Consider the following 19,012-nt stretch of genomic DNA (forward strand, 5'->3'; position numbering starts at 1 on the left):
GCCGCACGCGCGCGCCAAGCGGATCGGTCAGCTCCATTTCGGCGCCGAAGCGGAGGGAGAAACGCTTAGGGGGATGCGTGGCTCGCTGGCAGTCTGGCGAAATGGCCCTCGAAGCTCTCGCCGCGCCGCGCCGGCTCGCGGATGCCCATGCCGCAGGCGCGCTGTTCGAGTGCCTCGCCGACGAACCCGTCGAAGTGATGGCGTTCGTCTATCTCGACGCGGACCAGCGCGTGCTGGGGCTGCGCCATGCGCGTTCGGGATCGGTCGACCGGCTCGTGCTGCCGATCCGCGAAATCGCCGCCGACGCGCTGGCCTTCGGGGCGGTGGCAGTGGTGATGGCGCACAACCATCCGAGCGGCGACCCGAATCCGAGCATCGCCGACCGCGAGGCGACGCGGCTGCTGGCCCGGGCACTGGAGACGCTGGAGGTGCGGCTGATCGACCACCTGATCGTCGCGAGCCAGGGAATCGTCAGCTTTCGCCGCCTGGGACTACTCTGAACCCTCGCCCGGTTGCATCGCCGCCGGGGTGGCGCGTGCACCGCTCTTGCACGCCTTGATCATGCCGGGTTCGGGGCGTTCGCCGGCGGCTCGGAAGATTGCCAGGTAACCGCCGGCCGAAGGCATGGGGCGCATCGAGACCAGTTCATAGCCGACCGCGCCGAACTCGCATTTGAGGAGTTCGGGGGGCGTACCGTGATGCTCGGTAGGCCGATCGGCATCGACGACGATCACCTGACCGTCGGGAGTCAGCGAGGGACGCAGGCGCCACAGGAATTCGTAGGGCGATTCGATCTCGTGGTACATGTGCACCATCAGCACGCGATGGAAGCTCGCTTCGGGCAGCCGTGGGTCGGCGGGCAGGCCGAGCCGCACGCTGACATTGTCGAGCCGCTCGCGCACCACGCGTGTCGCCAGTGCGTCACGAACCTCGGGCACGATGTCCTCGGCGACCACGCGGCCTTCCTTGCCGACACGCTGGCCGAGGCGGATCGTGTAATAACCTTCGCCCGCGCCGATATCGGCGACGGTCATGCCGGGCTTGATGCCGGCCAGGTTCATCACCTGGCCCGCTTCGTTGAGCCGGTCGCGGGCCTCTTCGGTCGACCAGCGCGCCGAGACGATCGTCGCCACGGGGCGATCGGCGGCGGGGAAGCCGGTATTCTTGGTCTCCGCCTTGTGCTCGCGCAGGACCGGCTTGCCGCCGTCGCACCCGGCGAGCAGCAGCAAAAAGGTGCCCAGAGCGAGCGCTGGCCTCAATCGACATCCTCCACTTCGACCGTTTCGCCGGTCACGCGCTGCGATAGCGCAGCCGCCATGAACGCGTCGAGGTCTCCGTCGAGCACGTCGGAGGGCGCAGTGGAGGTCACGCCGGTGCGCAGGTCCTTCACCAGCTGATAGGGCTGGAGCACGTAGCTGCGGATCTGGTGGCCCCAGCCGATATCGGTCTTGGTGGCGTTCTCGGCATTGGCGGCCTGTTCGCGGATCTGGAGCTCGCGTTCGTAGAGGCGCGCGCGGAGCTGGTTATACGCTTCGGCCTTGTTCTTGTGCTGGCTGCGCTGGTTCTGGCATTGGACGACGATGCCGGTGGGGATGTGCGTGATGCGCACCGCCGAATCGGTGGTGTTGATGTGCTGCCCGCCGGCGCCCGAGGCGCGATAGGTGTCGATGCGCAGATCGCTCTCATTATATTCGACCTGGATGTCGTCATCGATCACCGGATAGACCCACACGCTCGAGAAGCTGGTGTGGCGCCGCGCCGCGCTGTCATAAGGCGAGATCCGCACGAGCCGGTGCACGCCGCTCTCGGTCTTGGCGTAACCGTATGCGTTCTCGCCCTTGATCAGCAAAGTCGCCGACTTGATCCCGGCCTGCTCGCCGGCATGATAGTCGATCAGCTCGACCTTCATGCCGTGGCGCTCGGCCCAGCGCGTGTACATGCGCTGGAGCATGCCCGCCCAATCCTGGCTCTCGGTGCCACCGGCGCCCGAATTGATTTCGACATAAGTGTCGTTGGGATCGGCCTCGCCCGAGAGCAGGGCTTTCACCTTGTCGACCTCGGCGCGGTCGGCGAGCGCAGCGAGCGCGGCAGTGCCTTCGCTCGCCATCTCCTCGTCGCCTTCGGCCTCGGCCATCTCGATCAGCTCGGCGGTGTCGTTGAGCTCGGTCTCGATCGCGCGCGTCGCGCTCACCGCCTCGTCGAGGCGACGGCGCTCGCGCATCACGTCCTGCGCGGCCTTGGCGTCGTTCCACAGGGTCGGATCCTCGACGCGCGCGTTGAGCTCGTCGAGCCGGCGCAACGCGCGGTCCCAATCGAGGAACCGGCGCAGCAGCGCCAGCGCCGCCTTGATCTTGTCGACATGAGCCTGCGCTTCGGCGCGCATGGTAGTAACCTTTCAAACCAATCTATCGTCATCCCGGCGGACGCCGGGATCTCGTGCCTCAAGCCATTCGCTCGTGGCCTGAGATCCCGGCGTCCGCCAGATGATGTATGTAGGGTGCCGCGCTAGTAGATTCCGCCCTGGCGTTGCAAGAAGTCGCTGTCGGAGGGCGCCTTGGTGGCGGGCGCGGCCTTCTTCTCGACGGTCTTCTTCTGGCTCTCGGCCGCTTCCTCCTCGGGGGTGCGGCGGCGGCGCTGTGGTTCGACCTCGGGCTTGAAGGCTTCCCAGATCACCGAGGCGAGCGGGTCGCTGGTCGGCCAGCCGCCGGCGACCTTGCGGCCGCTCGCGCGATCGATGCGGACCATGCGGATGCCGGCGGGGGCAGTGAAGGGCAGCACTTCCATGCCCTTGAAGGCGGGGATGGCGAACTGCTTGAAGATCGGCGCGGCGATCGATCCGCCCTGGGCATAGCCACCCAGGTTGGTCGGGCTGTCATAGCCGAGATAGAGGCCGCCGATCATCTGCGGCGTGCCTCCGACGAACCACACGTCGGTCGGGCCCGACGTGGTGCCGGTCTTGCCCATCATCGGCCGGCCGAGTTCGCGCAGCGTGGTGGCGGTGCCGCGCTGGATCACGCCTTCGGTGATATGGACGATCTGATAGGCGCTCATCGGCTCGACGACCTGACGGGCGCGAGTGATCGGCCGCGGCATGGCGCCGCCGTCATAGTCGCGCGCATTGCAGCGGTCGCAGGCGCGCCAATTCTCGGGCCAGATCACTTCGCCGCGGCGATTCTGGACGAAATCGATCAGCGTCGGATTGAGCGCACGGCCATGGTTCACGAGGATCGAATAGGCATTGACCATGCGCAGCACGGTCGTCTCGCCCGCGCCCAGCGCATAGCTCAGATAGGTCGGGAATTTCTGCTTCGAGACGCCGACCCGCTGGATCAGGTCGACGACGTGTTCCATGCCGATCTGGTTGGCGACCTGCACGGTCATGAGGTTGCGCGACTGTTCGACGCCCCAGCGCAACGTCTTGGGGCCGGCGCCGCGCTGGTTGCCGAAATTGCGGAAGCATTTGTTGCCGAGATTGGCGCCCTGCCACACGCAGAACGGGCCATCGACGACGATCGTCGCCGGGGTCAGTCCCTGCTCCATCGCCGCGGCATAGACGAGCGGCTTGATCGTCGACCCGGGCTGGCGCTGCGCCTGGGTGGCGCGGTTGAACGACTGGAGGCGTGAATCGAACCCGCCCTGCATCGCCAGCACCCGGCCGGTGCGCGGATCCTCGACCACCATGCCGCCCGAGACCTTGGGGATGGAGCGGAGTGCCCAGCTCGCGCCTTCGGGTGCGACCGCGAGGATGTCGCCGGGCCGAATCGCGTCGAACGCCTCGCCGCCCTGGCCCCGGACGGGCGTGGTGGCGAGGCTGCGCGGCAAGGTCCCGGTCTGGCCGTTGTCGAAGCCGATCTCCCAGCCGCCGGAATTGCGCGCGATCGCCACCGCGGCGCGCCAATCCTCGTAATCGACGCCGATATTGGTGTTGAGGAACGGCTGGAGCCAACCGTTCGCCACTTCGACATGGTTGATCGGACCCGACCAGCCCCGGCCGCGATCGTAGCGAAGCAGGCCGTCGCGCAGCGCCTTCTGGGCATATTGCTGGAGTCGCGGGTCGAGCGAGGTGCGCACCCACAGCCCGCCGCCATAGACGCTGTTGGGGCCGTCCTCGGCCTTCTCGCCGAACTTGTCGATCAGCTGGCGGCGGACCTCTTCGACGAAATAGCCGCCGACGCGTTCGTAACGGGGCGTCTGCCGCGGAATCGCGCCCAGCGGCGCCGCGATCGCCTCGGCATGCTGCGTTTGCGTGATGAAACCGTTGGCGAGCATCTGTCCGAGCACCCAGTTGCGCCGCTCGAGCGCGCGCGCCTCGTAGCGTTCGGGGGCGTAGTTGGCCGGGCCCTTGGGCAGGATCGCGAGATAGGCCATTTGCGGCAGGCTGAGCTGGTCGAGCGCCTTGCCGAAATAAGCCTGGCTCGCCGCCTCGACGCCGCCGGCGTTGCGGCCCAGCTCGATCGAATTGAGATAGAGCTCGAGGATCTGTTCCTTGGAGAGCGTGTTCTCGATCTTCCAGGCGAGGATCGCTTCCTTGCCCTTGCGCAGATAGCTGACTTCGTTGCCGATCAGCAGGTTCTTGGCGACCTGCTGGGTGATCGTCGAGGTGCCGCGGGGGGTCTCGCCGCTCACGATCCCCTGGAACGCGGCGCGCACCAGGCCGGGGATGTCGATGCCGTGATGGCTGAAGAAGGTCTTGTCCTCGGCCGAGATGAACGCTTCGACCAACTGCTTGGGATATTCGGCATAGCTCAGCTGGACGCGGCGTTCGCGGGCATAGCTGTGGATCGGCAGGCCGTCGGCCGAGCGGACATTGGTCGGCAGCGGCGGCTCATAGGCGCGCAGGCTGTCGACCGAAGGCAGGTTGCGCGCGATCAGCGCCCAGACGAGAAACCAGAACAGGCCGGCAAGCAGCGCCAGCCACGCCAGAATGCGGAACCACCAGCGACGATGCACGCGGCGATACCAGCCGCGGACGCCGCCGACCTCGCGCTTGATCGTCACCTTCTCGCTGGAAATGCTGCCGTCCGCCATGCGGGGTGCGGTGTAGCAACTTTCTCGGACGATGAAACCCGATCAAAACGCCCGCGAAACCAACCCGTCGTTTTCCGTCTATAATGCAGGGGTGGGGAGTCTCGAAACAGCCAGGTCAGCGCGCGGCCATGCGGGTGGCGAAGTGGATCTCCACTGCCTTGCGCACGCTCTGCGCGACCTTGCGCCGGCCTTCCGGCGAGGCGAGGAACGCGGCGTCGCCGGAATTGGAGATGTAGCCGGTCTCGAACAGCACCGACGGCATGTCGGGCGCCTTGAGCACCATCAGGGAGGCCATGCGGTGGTAATTGGCCTTGATCGGCATCAGCGGCTGCGCCTCGCGGCCGAGCAATCGGGCGAAATTGGCGCTGGCGTTCATCGTCTCGCGCTGGGTGAGATCGATGAGGATCGACGAGATGTCGGGGCTGGCGGCACCGAGATCGACGCCGGCGAGGATATCGGCTTTGTTCTCGCGCGCCGCGAGCCGCGCCGCTTCCTTGTCGGAGGCGACTTCGGAGAGGGTGTAGACGGTGGCGCCGGTGGCGTCGGCGTTGCCGGCACTGTCGCAATGGACTGAAATGAACAGATCGGCCTTCAATCGCCGCGCGAGTCCGTAGCGCTCCTGGAGAACGAGGAAGCGATCGTCCTCACGCGTGAGCGCCACCCGGACGCGGCCCGAGGCGAGCAGCGCATCCCGGATCGCTTTGGCCACCGCGAGCGTGACGTCCTTCTCGCGAAGACCGCCGTCGCCGGAGACCGCGCCGGGATCGTGCCCGCCATGCCCGGCGTCGATCACCACCAGCGGGCGGTTCGCCTCGCCGTAGACGCGCGGCAGCGGCGCGGCGGGCATGCGCCGGGGCAACGGCATCGACACGCTGTACGCAGGTCGGCTCGCCGGCTGGAGCCAGGCGAAGGGCGGCAGGAAGCGCATCCGCCGCTCGGCCGCGGCGCGCGCGAAGCGCTCGTCGTCGACGGTCCTGAGCTGAAGCGTCAGCGTGCGGCCGTCCTTGCCGAAGCTGCCCTCGCTCACGATCGCCGGACGCGCGAGATCGAAGACGATGCGGGCGCCGTCGCCCTGTACACCCTGGCGGATCCGCGCGACCGCGCCGTCGGCGACCGCGACGCGACCGGGCTCCGTGCCGGCCAGGTCCAGCGCGATGCGCTGCGGTCCGGAGAGGAGGAACGCACTCGCCCGGGTGACCGGCGCGTCGAATTTCACGACGACGCGATCGCCATGGACGCGCACTTCCTGCACGACGCCTGCCCAACTCGGCACCCCGGTCAACCAGCCGGAGAGAAGGGCAAGCAGGAATAGCACCCGCGCGATATGCCGCGCCGAGGCTCGAGGGGTCCAGCCCAAATGCATGATGGCTAACTCTTGAACACGTCTTCCCTGACGAACGCGTTTTAGCCGAGGCCCCTCAAGTCGAAGTGAAACAGCTTGGTTAATCGGCATAAATCTGCCGGACGACGGCAAATTCCCGCCGTGGCTTGCGCGACGTTATTCGCATCGGGCGCGGTTGCCGCATCGCGCGGGGGGTGCTAGCAAGCTCCGGCTCCGATCCTTGTATCGGACGATATTTCGCGGCCACATTCGCCGCGACAGTTCAGGTTGACGCTCGCATGAGGCAATTTTCCCATCGTCCCACCCGCCAGGCCCCTTCGGCCGGCCGCGTGACGATGGCGAAGCTTCCGGACCACGCGTCCGGGCGTGCCTTGCGAGCAGCAGCAGTTTTCGAAACCTGCGAGACCGCAGCCGGCACCGCCGGCCAAGGCCGCATTCTGTATCGCGCGCACGCGCCCCAACCCTTCAGGGAAACCCCCTTCAGGGATCCAGGCCGGCGCGCCCGGAGAACAATAAATGACCATGCGTATGCTGATCGACGCGCGGCACCGGGAAGAAACCCGGGTTGCCGTCGTCAAGGGAAACCGGATCGAGGAGTTTGACTTCGAGTCTGCCGAGCGAAAGCAGCTCAAGGGGAATATCTATCTGGCCAAGGTCACGCGGGTGGAGCCGTCGCTCCAGGCCGCGTTCGTAGATTACGGCGGCAACCGCCACGGCTTCCTCGCTTTCTCGGAAATCCACCCCGATTACTATCAGATTCCCAAGGAGGACCGCGACGCGCTGCTCCGCGAGGAGGCCGAGCACGCCGCCGAGGAAGCCGCGCTGCGTGCGCAGGATGACGGCGACGACGACGATCACGAAGGCGAAGACGGCGTAGAGGTTCTCGAGCGTCCCCATGACGACGAGGAGCATGACGAGGATTCCGACGGCGAGACCGCCGAGGGCGAGGAAAGCAGCGAAGGCGGACGCGGACGCGGTCGTGGCCGCCGCCGCGGGCGTGGCGGCAAGGAAGACGAGGCCGAGGCACTGCGCCAGCGCCGCATGAACCTGCGCCGCCGCTACAAGATCCAGGACGTGATCCGCCGCCGTCAGGTGCTGCTGGTCCAGGTCGTCAAGGAAGAGCGCGGCAACAAGGGCGCGGCGCTGACCACCTATCTGAGCCTTGCCGGCCGCTATTGCGTGCTGATGCCCAACACCGCGCACGGTGGCGGCATCTCCCGGAAGATCAGCTCGGCCGCCGATCGCAAGCGCCTCAAGACGATCATGTCGGACCTGAAGCTGCCGCCGACGATGGGCTGCATCGTCCGCACCGCGGGGCTCCAGCGCACCAAGACCGAGATCAAGCGCGACTTCGATTATCTCGCGCGTTTGTGGGATGGAATCCGCGAGACGACCTTGCAATCGTCGGCGCCGGCTCTGGTCTATGGCGACAGCGACCTGCTCAAGCGCGCGATTCGCGATATCTACAACAAGGATATCGACGAAGTCATCGTCGAGGGCGAGGATGGCTATCGCCAGGCGAAGGAGTTCATGCGGCTCCTGATGCCGAGCCACGCCCGCAAGGTGAAGCAATATGCCGATGCGGTGCCGCTGTTCCAACGCGCCGGCGTCGAGGAGCAATTGTCGGCGATGTACCATCCGGTGGTGCAGCTCAAATCCGGCGGCTATCTCGTGATCAACCCGACCGAGGCGCTCGTCTCGATCGATATCAACTCGGGCCGTTCGACGCGCGAGCATTCGATCGAGCAGACCGCGACCCAGACCAACCTCGAAGCCGCGCAGGAAATCGCGCGCCAGCTGCGGCTGCGCGACATGGCCGGCCTCGTCGTCATCGACTTCATCGACATGGATCACGGATCCAATGTCCGTAAGGTCGAGAAGGCGATGAAGGAGGCGCTCAAGAACGATCGCGCCCGCATACAGGTCGGCCGCATCTCGGCCTTCGGCCTGATGGAGATGAGCCGCCAGCGCCTGCGCACCGGCGTGCTCGAGGCATCGACTCGCCAATGCCCGCATTGCGAAGGCACCGGGCTGGTCCGCACGGCTTCGTCGGCAGGACTTTCCGCATTGCGTCTGATCGAGGACGAGGCCGCGCGCGGCCGCGGTTCGCAGATCACGCTGCGTGCCAGCCAGGAAGCGGCTTTCTATCTGCTCAACCGCAAGCGCGGCGAACTGGCCGAGATCGAGGATCGCTACGGCGTCCTCGTAGAAGTCGTGTCGGACGGCGAAGTCGAGGGTGCCCGCATGTCGGTCGAGGCGGGTGGCCCGCCACCGGCGCACGCACCCAAGATCGAGCGGCTCATCGACGTCGCCGAGGACGAGGACGATTACGTCGAGGAGATCGACGAGGAGGAAGAGGAAGAACCGGCCGAGGCCGAGGCGCCCCGCGACCGCCAACCCCGCGAAGCGCGCGAAGCGCGCGAGCGCGACGAGGGTGAAGGCGAAGGCCGCGGCAAGCGCCGCCGCCGCCGTCGTGGCCGTGGTCGTCGTGGTCGTGAGAACGAGGCCGGCGAAGGCACCGAAGGCGAGCACGAGGCCGAGTCCGAGGGCGAAGAGTCCGAGGAGATCACTGCCGAGGCGGGTGCTCCGGAGCGTGCCGAGCACGAAGGCGGCGAGGGTGAGGCCGGTCGCAAGCGCCGTCGTCGCGGTCGCCGCGGCGGCCGTCGCGGACCGGGTCATCCCGAGGACAATGCCGTCGAGGCAGGCGAAGGCGCGGAGCCTGCGGGCGACGTCGAGGCGCTGGCCGAGGTAGCGCCCGAGCCTGAGGCTCCGGCCGAGAAGCCCAAGCGTTCGCGCCGCAAGAAGCCAGCCCTGAGCGACGTCGAAGGGGCCGATGCCGAAGCGCCTGCCGAGAGCGTGGCCGAGGCTGCTGTCGTCGCCGCTCCCGAGGCTGAGGCTCCGGCGGAAAAGCCGAAGCGCGCACGTCGCAAGAAGGCCGATGCCGAGGCCGAGACCACGCCGATCGTGGTCGAAGCCGCACCGGTCGCCGAACTTGTCGAGTCTCCGGCCGAAAAGCCCAAGCGGACCCGCCGCAAGGCTGCCGCCCAGGCCGCTCCGACGCCCGCCGACACCAGTGTCGAGGCACCCGCCGAAACCGAGATGGTGGCGCAGGACCTCGGTGCCGAGAGCGACGCTGACGGCGAATCAGGCCCGCGCCGTGGCTGGTGGCAACGGACTTTCGGCGCCTGACTTCAGGGGAGCGCGCGGGCCGAAATGTCCGCGCGCTCCCGAGAGGCTTCACGACATGTTCATCGCGCATATCCAACAGCGTTGCCGCCAGAGGAGTTTGCCCCGATGATGCCGCGCATGAAGCGTTTTGCGGCCCTGGTTGCCCTGCTCTGCCTGAGCCTCTTCGCGGCGCGCCCGGCGATGGCGCAATCGATCCTGCGCGATGCCGAGACGGAGGCGATGCTCGCCGACATGACCCGGCCGATCATCCAGGCGGCGGGGCTCTCGCCCAACAATGTCCGCGTAGTGCTGGTCAACGATCCGTCGATCAACGCCTTCGTCGCCGGCGGGCAGATCGTCTATATCCATTCGGGGCTGATCGACGCCGCCGACAACGCCAATGAAGTCCAGGGCGTGATCGCGCACGAGATCGGCCATATCGTCGGCGGCCATGCCGTGTTCCAGAACGACGGCGGCTATACCAAGATCTCGATCCTCAGCCTGTTGCTCGGCGCCGCGGCGATGGCGGCGGGCGCGGGCGAGGCGGGCACCGGCATATTGATGATGGGCCAGCGCGCCGCGATCGGGAAGTATCTCGCCTTCAGCCGCATCCAGGAATCCTCGGCCGACGCCGCGGGTGCGCGCTTCCTCAACACCGCCGGCATCACCGGCAAGGGGATGCTGAGCTTCTTCGACAAGCTGACCGCGCAGATGCATCGCTACGGCTATTATGCGACCGCGGCCAATCCGGAGGTCGATCCGTTCGCGCAGACTCACCCGATGTCGGCCGATCGCGTCGAGAATCTCCGGGCCGATCTGCAATCGTCGCCGGCCTGGAACAAGTCGATCGATCCGAAGCTGGAGGTGCGCTTCAAGCGGGTGCAGGCCAAATTGCGCGGCTACGTCAACGAGCCCGAGGCGACGCTGCGCATCTATCCCGCGACCGATCAGTCGGCACCCGCGCATTATGCCCGGGCCTATGCCTATCACAAATCGGGTTATCCCGAGCAGGCGGCGGCGGAGACGGCCGCGTTGGTGAAGACCGCGCCCGACGATCCCTATTTCCTCGAATTGGAAGGCCAGATCCTGCTCGAATCGGGCAAACCGGCCGAAGCGATCGCGCCGCTGCGCGAGGCGACACAGCGTTCGAACAACCAGCCGCTGATCGCCGCGACCTTCGGCCACGCGCTGCTCGCGACCGAGGACAAGGCAAATCTCGCCGAAGCCGAAACCGTGCTTCGCCAGGCAGTCGCGCGCGACAAGGAGAACCCGTTTGCGTGGATGCAGCTCGGCACCGTCTATGAGCGCAAGGGAGACGAGCCGCGCACCGCGCTCGCCACTGCCGAGCGCGCGAACCTGATGGGGGACGCGCGGACCGCTCTGGTGAGCGCGCGATCGGCGATGGCGAACCTGCCGCAGGGCTCGGCCGACTGGATCCGCGCGCAGGACATTTCGATGGTGTCGCAGACCGCGATGGATGAAGAGAAACGGCGGCGGCGATGACCGAAAGACTGTTGCGCAGCCCGCTGGCGCTCGCCGGCGCGATGCTCGTGTCCGCCTTGCTCGGCGCCGGGCTGTTCGCATTGATCCTGAGCTGGATGCCCGGGATCGCGGGGCCGGCGATCCGCGGCTATCTGCTCGAGCATCCCGAAGTGCTTCCAGAGGCGATGGACCGACTTCAGGCGCGCGAGACCGCGCGCTACGAAAAGGCGCAGCAGGGCGCGCAAGCGGCGGTGCCGCAGCATCTTGCCCAGCTGCAAAAGCCCTATGCCGGCGCCTGGGCAGGCAATCCGAATGGCGACGTCACCGTCGTGGCCTTCATGGACTATGCCTGCGGCTATTGCCGCGCCAGCCTGCCGGGGATCGAGGAACTGCTGGCCAAGGATCCGAATGTTCGCGTGGTCTATCGCGAATTTCCGGTGCTCGGGCCGGAGAGCGTGGTCGCGGCGCGCTGGGCGTTGGCGGCAGCCGAGCAGGGCAAGTTCCGGGCGTTCCACGACGCGCTCTATGGGGCGGGATCGCCGAACGTGGAGAACATCACGCTGGCCGCAGGCAAAGCGGGGCTCGACAAGGAGCTGGTGAACAAGGCGGTACAGTCCAAAGCCGTCGAGCAGGAGATTCTCGCCAACCACAAATTGGGCGAGAAGCTGGCGATGACCGGAACGCCGGCCTGGGTGATCGGTGGCAAACTGCTCTCCGGCGCGCGCGATTATGCCGGACTGGCCGCAGCCGTCGCCGAGGCGCGGGCGGGGAAGTAGCTCCTCCCCCTCCGGGGAGGAATTGAAGTCCCCGGCTTGTCCTGTCCCGAGCCTGCCCCTACGTAACGGGTCCGTTCCGGTCCGGGGTTCCCCATGCAATCCATTTTGTCGGTTTCTCAGGTCAGCAAGACCTATGGCTCGGGCCAAAAGGCGCTCGAGCATGTCGATCTGGAGATTCGCCGCGGCGAGATCTTCGCATTGCTCGGCCCCAATGGCGCGGGCAAGACCACGCTGATCAGCATCATCTGCGGGATCGTCACGCCGAGTTCGGGGACGATCCTCGTCGACGGGCACGACGCGATCAGCCATCCGCGCGAGGCGCGCAGCCGAATCGGGCTGGTGCCGCAGGAGATCGCGGTCGACATGTTCTCCACCGTCGGCTCGACCCTGCGCTTCTCGCGCGGGCTGTTCGGCAAGAAGCCCGACCAGGCGCATCTCGATCAGGTGCTCAAGGACCTGTCGCTGTGGGACAAGCGCGACGCGAAGATCATGGAATTGTCGGGCGGGATGAAGCGCCGCGTGATGATCGCCAAGGCGCTCAGCCACGAGCCCGACATCCTGTTCCTCGACGAGCCCACTGCGGGCGTCGACGTCTCGCTGCGCCGCGACATGTGGAAGATGATCGGGAAATTGCGCGAGCGCGGCACGACGATCATCCTGACCACGCACTATATCGAGGAGGCCGAGGAGATGGCCGACCGAGTGGGGGTGATCAACAAGGGACAATTGCTGCTGGTCGAGGAGAAGGCCGCGCTGATGAAGAAGCTCGGCAAGCGCGAGATGGATATCGCCCTCGTCGAGCCGATGACAGCGGTTCCGGCCGAGCTCGATGAATGGCATCTCAGCCTCGAGGACGAGGGGCACCGGCTGCGCTACGTGTTCGACGCGCAGGCCGAGCGCACCGGCATTCCCTCGCTGCTCCGGAAACTCTCGGACATGGGGATCGCGTTCAAGGATCTCGACACGAGCAAGTCGAGCCTCGAGGACATCTTCGTCGATCTGGTCGAGGCGAAGCAGGCGTCGAACGAAGGAGCCGTGGCATGACCGGCGTGAATTTCCATGGCATCTGGGCGATCTACAAGTTCGAGATGGCGCGCACCCTGCGCACCTTGTGGCAGAGCGTGGCGACACCGGTGATCACCACTTCGCTCTATTTCATCGTCTTCGGGGGGGCGATCGGCAGCCGGATTCAGTCGATCGGCGACGTCAATTACGGCAGCTTCCTCGTGCCTGGGCTGATCATGCTGTCGCTGCTGACGCAGAGCATCGCCAATGCATCGATCGGCATCTATTTCCCCAAATTCACCGGCACCGTGTTCGAACTTCTCTCCGCGCCGATCTCGGCGGTCGAGATGGTGATCGGCTTCGTCGGCGCGGCGGCGACCAAGTCGATCGTCATCGGGCTGATCATCCTGATCACCTCGGCGTTCTTCGTGCCGCTCCGGATCGATCACCCCGCGGCGATGCTGGCGTTCCTCGTGCTCACTTCCGTAACCTTCAGTATGTTCGGCTTCATCATCGGCATCTGGGCCAAGGGCTTCGAGCAATTGAACGTGGTGCCGGCGCTGCTCGTGACTCCGCTGACCTTCCTCGGCGGCGCCTTCTATTCGATCGATATGCTGCCCGAGCCGTGGCGCACGGTGAGCCTGTTCAACCCGGTGGTATATCTGGTGAGCGGCTTCCGCTGGAGCTTCTTCGGCGCGGGCGATGTCAGCGTGGGCTGGAGCCTCGGCGTGACCGGGCTGTTCCTCGTGCTCTGCCTCGGGCTGATCGTCACGATCTTCCGCACGGGATATCGGCTCAAGAACTAGGGAAACTGGCGCGGCGTCGACAACTCTGTATGGTCGGTGGACCAATGGAGGACGCGCGATGAAATATACGCTAGCGACGAGCATGCTCCTGATCTTGACGGCGTGTGGCGGCAATGTCCCCAAGGACGCGCAGAAGACTGCCGATATACTTACCGGCGATGCAAAGGGAGCGGCGGCGGACAATCCGGTGTGCAAGCTGTTCGCGCCGGCGGATCTCCAGACCTATGCGGGCGAGCCGCTCAACACAGGCGAGAATGCCGGCGGCGGCACCGGGTGCCAATGGCCGGCGAAGGACGGCGAGGGCTTTGTGATGGTCGTCGCGGTGCCTGCCGATTATGCCGAGGTGCCAAGCCTGGCCGAGGGCTTCCGCGAAGTGCCCGAACTGGGCGGGAAGGGATTCGCGGCGGCCGACATGGGGGGCTGGGTTGCGGGCGCAGTACGCGGAAAGGAATTCGTCAAGGTATCGATTTCCGGCGGCAAAGCGACCGCCGATAATGCGATCGCGCTGTTCAAGGAAACCGTGAAGCGGCGTCCGGCCGGCTGAGCGGACGAACGGCCCGAAGCTGATGGCGGACGAGCGGCATAACGGGTGGCGGCAGATGTCCGCCGGCGATCTCGCTGCGGTATCGGCGATCTCCGACGCGGTTCACGGGTGCTTTACCGAGCCGGTGGCGGTCTATGCCGAGCGGCTGGCGCTCTATCCTGCCGGGTGCCTTGCCCTCGAGCAGCGGGGCGAGGTCGCCGGCTATCTGATCACGCACCCCTGGTATCGCGATGCTCCGCCGAAGCTCGGCGCAATGCTCTGTGCGATCCCGGCGCGCGCCGACAGCTATTATCTCCACGACATCGCCCTGCTCCCCGCGGCGCGCGGAACCGGCGCGGCCAGGGCGGCGCTGGACTTCGTCATGGTGCGCGCTCGGGCGCTCGGATTCTCCGACATCGCGCTGATGGCGGTGGGCGGCGCCGATCTTTACTGGGCCGCGCAGGGCTTCGACACTGTCCCGCGCGAGGCCGACCCCTCTTACGGCGCGGGGGCGCATCTGATGCGGATGCCGGTCGCTATTTGACGACCGGCAATTCCAACAGCGATCCGCCGCACACGCGCTGGGTCGCCTTCACGAAATCTTCCGGCGCCGCCTTGTAGATGTTGGGCACGAACTTCTGCGGATTGCGGTCGATCACCGGGAACCAGCTCGACTGGACCTGCACCATGATCCGGTGGCCCTTCTTGAAGACATGGTCGTGGCTTCTGAGCGGTACGTCCCACGCGATCACCTGGTTCGGCGTCAGCGGCGTCGCCTTCTCGAAGCTCTGGAGATAGCGGCCGCGGCGGACCTCCATTGCGATCGGAAACTGGTAGCCGTTCATCGTGCGCGGATATTCGCCGAGCGCGCCGGGACGGAAGGGCTCGTAATCGTCCGGCAGCACGTCGATCAGCTTGACCACGAAGTCGCTGTCGGTGCCCGAGGTCGACGCCATCAGCTTCGCCGCGACTTCGCCGGTGACGGTCAGGTCCGCCTCGAGCGGGGCGCTGGTGTAGCTCAGTACGTCAGGCCGATGATCGACGAAGCGCTGGTCCGCCGCTTCCCACCAGCGCCATTCCTGCGAGGGATAAGTGCGCGAGATCGGGCGTTCGCGGAACGGCACCGGATTGGCGGGATCGGAGACGTACTCGCGGCACTGGCCGGCATCGGCGGGCGCAGTGAAGGAAAGCGTGCCGTCGCTCTGGAGATAGAGGTTGGTCAAGGTCGCGCCGGGGGCCGGCCATTTGGGATAGGACTTCCACTCCCACGATCCGCTTTGGAACATCCGTGCCTGGAAGGCGGGGTTGGCCCCCTTGCCGTGGAGCCAATAAGCGAAGAACGGTGCCTCGATGTCGCGCATGAACTCGGTGCCGCTCTCCTTGCCGTGCTTGATATAGCCGACATCGCTGCCCGGCGAACGCCAGGTGCCGTGTGCCCAGGGGCCGGCGACGATCATGTTGAGGCCGTCGGGGTCCTGCGCCTCCATCTTCTCGTAGATCTTCCAGGTGCCGAGCGGATCCTCCTGATCCCAGAAGCCGGCGACGTGGAGCGTCGGCACCGTGGTGCGACCCAGTTTCTCGGTCCAGCGCTGGCGCTTCCAGAAATCGTCGTAATCGGGATGCTCGATCATCGCGGTGAGCTGGGGCACGCTCCCCTTGAAGTAGAGCCTGTCGAGATTGGCGACCGGGCCGAGTTTCAGGAACCAGTCATAGGTGTCGACTGGCGTCTTGCCGCCATAGTCGAAATCGTCGCCCTTGTCGTTGTTCTGCAGGCTGAACAGCCAGTCGGTGGCGTAGGACAGCCGCATCGCGCCGTAGCGGTGGAGATCGTCGTTGATCCACCAGTCATTCCACGCGGCTTGCGGACTGACCGCCTTGAGCGCCGGGTGCGGGCGGGCGAGCGCCACTGCCGAGGCATAGCCGGGGTACGACACGCCCCACATCCCGACCTTGCCGTTATTGTCGGCGACGTTCTTCACCAGCCAGTCGATCGTGTCGTACGCATCGGTCGCCTCGTCGACCTGATTCTTGCCCTTGGCGTCGAGCGCCATCGACATGGTGAAGTCGCCGTCCGACTTGAACTGGCCGCGCATGTTCTGGAAGACGAGGACATAGCCGTCCTCCATCAGGAAGCGCATCGACGAAGGCACGCTCGCGGGCGGCTGGCCGGGGACGCCATACGGCGTGCGCTGGAGCAGGATCGGCAGCTTGCCGGTCTTGCCGCTGGGGCGGATGATGACGGTCTGGAGCTTGGTGCCGTCGCGCATCGGCACCATCACTTCTTGGTAAGTGAAGGGAAAGTCCGCGACGGCTGCGGATGTCTGCTGACGCGCGGGCGCCGCGGCCATCGGAAGCGCGGCAACGCCAGCCGCGAGCAACAACATCAGCTTGTTCATGTGCGATCCCCGTCCGGTTCTGGCCGGACTAAAGGGACGCACCGCGCGGCTGTCAATCGAGCCGGTGCTCGCCCTTCACCCAGCGCACCGTGCCCGAGCTTGCGCGCATCACCACGCTCTCGGTGGTCATCTTGCCGCGGACGCGCTTGACGCCTTCGAGCAGCGAGCCGTCGGTGACGCCGGTCGCGGCGAAGATGCAGTCGCCCTTGGCGAGTTCGGTGAGGTCGTAGATCTTGTCGAGATCCTCGATGCCCCATTTGCGCGCGCGGGCACGCTCGTCGTCGTTGCGGAATACCAGCCGGCCCTTGAACTGGCCGCCGACGCAGCGCAAAGCCGCGCAGGCGAGCACGCCCTCGGGAGCGCCGCCCGAGCCCATGTACATGTCGATCGTGGTGTCCGGATTGGTGGTGGCGATCACGCCCGCGACATCGCCGTCGCCGATCAGCACGATGCCGCAACCGATCGACCGCAATTCGGCGATCATCTTCTCGTGGCGCGGGCGATCGAGCACGCAGACGATAATCTCGTTGGGCTCGACGCCCTTGGCGGCGGCGAGCGCCTTGACGTTGTCGGTCGGCGATTTGGCGAGGTCGATGATATTGTCGGGATAGCCGGGACCGACTGCGATCTTGTCCATATAGACGTCGGGAGCGTTGAGCAGGCCGCCATGCTCGGCGACCGCGAGCACCGCCAGCGCATTGGGGCCGGCCTTGGCGCAGATCGTCGTGCCCTCGAGCGGATCGAGCGCGATGTCGATCTTGGGGCCGGTGCCGATCGCGTTGCCCACCTTCTCGCCGATATAGAGCATCGGCGCCTCGTCGCGCTCGCCTTCGCCGATCACCACGGTGCCGTCCATGTAGAGCGAATTGAGCGCCTCGCGCATCGCCTCTACCGCGACGTGATCGGCCGCCTTCTCGTCGCCACGCCCGACCAGGCTCGATGCGGCGATCGCCGCCGCTTCGGTGACGCGCACCATTTCGAGCACGAGGACACGATCGAGAACGTGGCTGGCGGTCGTCATCGGCTGGGGATTCCCTCTACAGAACTGAGCTGGCGATAGGGGGTGCATATTGCACTGTCGAGGCTGCTAGCGCTGTCAGGCGCAGCGCGCTTTCAACACAACCGTGCGGCAGCCTCGCTTCGTCGCAACCGTAGGGGATTTGGAGCCGACCTATTCGCCGAGGATGTGCATCCACATCGGCTCGCCGACGAGGCTCTGCGATCCGCGCAGTTTCTCGAGCGCCTGCGCGACGCTGCGCTCGGGGCCTTCATGGGTGACGATCGCGACGAGGACGCTGCCGTCGGGATTGGCGCCGCGCTGGATCAGGCTCTCGATCGACACGCCGGCATCGCGCATCGCCGCGGCGATCTCGGCGAGCACGCCGACCTTGTCGGCGACCGTCAGGCGCACATAAGCGCGGGCGCGACGATCGCCGCTTTCGGCGGCGTGCTGCGCGGCGAGCGCATCGGCGGGCATCGCATAAGGATGGCCGAATTCGCCGCGGGCGATGTCGATCAGATCGGCGACAACGGCCGAAGCGGTCGGCCCGTCGCCGGCGCCGGCGCCCTGGAACAGCAGGCGGCCGACGAAATTGCCCTCGGCGACGACGGCGTTGGTCGAGCCGATGACGTGCGCGAGCGGATGGCTGAGCGGGACGAGGTGCGGGTGGACGCGCTGGAACAGCCCGTGCGGCCCCGCATCCGCCACACCGAGCAGGCGGACGCGATAGCCGAGCGCCGCGGCCTCGGCGATATCGGCGGCGAGGATGTGGCGCACGCCGGTGATCGCGACATCGTCGAAGGCGGGCTGCGTGCCGAACGCGACGCTGGCGAGGATCGAGAGCTTGTGCGCGGCATCGACGCCGTCGATGTCGAAGCTGGGATCGGCTTCGGCATAGCCAAGCGCCTGGGCTTCGCTGAGGATCTCGGCGAAGTCGCGGCCTTCGGCCTCCATCTTGGAGAGGATGAAATTGCAGGTGCCGTTGAGGATGCCGTAGACGCGGGCGATCACGTTCGCGGCGGCGCCTTCGCGCAGGCCCTTGATCACCGGTACGCCGCCTGCGACTGCGGCTTCGAACTTGAGCGCGAGGTTCGCCCCTTCGGCGGCGCGCGCGAGCTCGAGTCCGTGATGCGCGATCATCGCCTTGTTGGCGGTGACGAGGCTCTTGCCCGCCGCGAGCGTCGCGCGGGCGAGCGCGAGGGCAGGGCCGTCCGAGCCGCCGACCAGTTCGACCACCACATCGGCTTCCGGATGCCGCGCCAGCTCGGCGGGATCGTCGATCCACTCGAAGCGGCCGATATCGACGCCGCGGTCCTTGGTGCGGTCGCGCGCCGAGACCGCCGTCACCACGATCGGCCGCCCCGCGCGCCGGGCGATCAGCTCGCCATTGGCGTCGAGCAGGCGAATCACGCCCGCGCCTACGGTGCCGAGGCCGGCGAGTGCGATGTGGAGAGGCGGTGTTTCAGGCATGCGCCTCGCCTAGAGG

At 66.6% G+C, this 19,012-nt stretch carries 15 protein-coding genes; 8 read left to right on the forward strand and 7 right to left on the reverse strand.

Translation table 11 applies throughout. The features are described from left to right. The first annotated feature begins 101 nt into the window (after positions 1-101). Positions 102-500: a JAB domain-containing protein gene (locus tag ASE13_RS00480; protein ID WP_056610085.1), complete on the forward strand. Its 399-nt coding sequence runs from the start codon at positions 102-104 to the stop codon at positions 498-500. Here ASE13_RS00480 and ASE13_RS00485 read toward each other — a convergent pair. From ASE13_RS00485 to ASE13_RS00500, 4 genes are all read right to left on the reverse strand, one after another. Then, complete coding sequence (locus ASE13_RS00485; protein ID WP_200955535.1) at positions 492-1,259, reverse strand: class I SAM-dependent methyltransferase; 768 nt, start codon at positions 1,257-1,259, stop codon at positions 492-494. The genes ASE13_RS00480 and ASE13_RS00485 overlap by 9 nt on opposite strands. Next, positions 1,256-2,383: a peptide chain release factor 2 gene (prfB, locus tag ASE13_RS00490; protein ID WP_056610095.1), complete on the reverse strand. Its 1,128-nt coding sequence runs from the start codon at positions 2,381-2,383 to the stop codon at positions 1,256-1,258. The genes ASE13_RS00485 and prfB overlap by 4 nt, the downstream gene beginning before the upstream one ends. Before the next feature lie 122 nt (positions 2,384-2,505). Beyond that, positions 2,506-5,028 (reverse strand): penicillin-binding protein 1A, encoded by a 2,523-nt coding sequence (locus tag ASE13_RS00495; protein ID WP_056610098.1) that lies wholly within the window; start codon positions 5,026-5,028, stop codon positions 2,506-2,508. A gap of 115 nt (positions 5,029-5,143) precedes the next feature. Continuing rightward, positions 5,144-6,391, reverse strand: a complete 1,248-nt coding sequence (locus ASE13_RS00500; RefSeq protein ID WP_056610101.1) for an N-acetylmuramoyl-L-alanine amidase — start codon at positions 6,389-6,391, stop codon at positions 5,144-5,146. Between the two features lie 495 nt (positions 6,392-6,886). Here ASE13_RS00500 and ASE13_RS00505 point away from each other — a divergent pair, with 495 nt between their 5' ends. The 7 genes from ASE13_RS00505 (at position 6,887) to ASE13_RS00535 (ending at position 14,674) form a co-directional block, all read left to right on the forward strand. After that, positions 6,887-9,559, forward strand: a complete 2,673-nt coding sequence (locus ASE13_RS00505) for an Rne/Rng family ribonuclease (protein WP_414885189.1) — start codon at positions 6,887-6,889, stop codon at positions 9,557-9,559. A gap of 117 nt (positions 9,560-9,676) precedes the next feature. Beyond that, positions 9,677-11,041 (forward strand): M48 family metalloprotease, encoded by a 1,365-nt coding sequence (locus ASE13_RS00510; RefSeq protein WP_056614433.1) that lies wholly within the window; start codon positions 9,677-9,679, stop codon positions 11,039-11,041. After that, positions 11,038-11,796 carry a DsbA family protein gene (locus ASE13_RS00515; RefSeq protein ID WP_056610103.1) on the forward strand — a complete coding sequence of 253 codons (759 nt, stop codon included), beginning with the start codon at positions 11,038-11,040 and terminating at the stop codon, positions 11,794-11,796. The genes ASE13_RS00510 and ASE13_RS00515 overlap by 4 nt, the downstream gene beginning before the upstream one ends. A 93-nt stretch (positions 11,797-11,889) precedes the next feature. Beyond that, positions 11,890-12,840, forward strand: coding sequence for an ABC transporter ATP-binding protein (locus tag ASE13_RS00520; RefSeq protein WP_056610105.1), 951 nt, complete (start codon positions 11,890-11,892; stop codon positions 12,838-12,840). Continuing rightward, positions 12,837-13,607: an ABC transporter permease gene (locus ASE13_RS00525; RefSeq protein WP_056610106.1), complete on the forward strand. Its 771-nt coding sequence runs from the start codon at positions 12,837-12,839 to the stop codon at positions 13,605-13,607. The genes ASE13_RS00520 and ASE13_RS00525 overlap by 4 nt, the downstream gene beginning before the upstream one ends. Positions 13,608-13,665: 58 nt before the next feature. After that, entirely contained in the window at positions 13,666-14,151 is a 486-nt protein-coding gene (locus ASE13_RS00530; protein WP_056610108.1) for a hypothetical protein, read from the forward strand. A gap of 55 nt (positions 14,152-14,206) precedes the next feature. Further along, positions 14,207-14,674, forward strand: coding sequence for a GNAT family N-acetyltransferase (locus ASE13_RS00535; RefSeq protein ID WP_235536787.1), 468 nt, complete (start codon positions 14,207-14,209; stop codon positions 14,672-14,674). Here ASE13_RS00535 and ASE13_RS00540 read toward each other — a convergent pair. The 3 genes from ASE13_RS00540 to ASE13_RS00550 all read right to left on the reverse strand — a co-directional run bounded on the left by ASE13_RS00540 (position 14,667) and on the right by ASE13_RS00550 (position 18,996). Beyond that, on the reverse strand, positions 14,667-16,526 hold the full coding sequence (locus ASE13_RS00540) for a CocE/NonD family hydrolase (RefSeq protein ID WP_056610119.1): 1,860 nt from the start codon (positions 16,524-16,526) through the stop codon (positions 14,667-14,669). The genes ASE13_RS00535 and ASE13_RS00540 overlap by 8 nt on opposite strands. A gap of 52 nt (positions 16,527-16,578) precedes the next feature. Beyond that, entirely contained in the window at positions 16,579-17,547 is a 969-nt protein-coding gene (glpX, locus tag ASE13_RS00545; protein WP_056610122.1) for a class II fructose-bisphosphatase, read from the reverse strand. 150 nt (positions 17,548-17,697) lie between these two features. Then, a complete protein-coding gene (locus ASE13_RS00550; protein WP_056610125.1) occupies positions 17,698-18,996 on the reverse strand; it encodes a homoserine dehydrogenase in 1,299 nt (432 codons plus the stop codon). Positions 18,997-19,012: the final 16 nt, after the last annotated feature.

Origin of the sequence: Sphingomonas sp. Root241, from assembly GCF_001428865.1 — a bacterium.
GTDB lineage: Bacteria > Pseudomonadota > Alphaproteobacteria > Sphingomonadales > Sphingomonadaceae > Sphingomonas.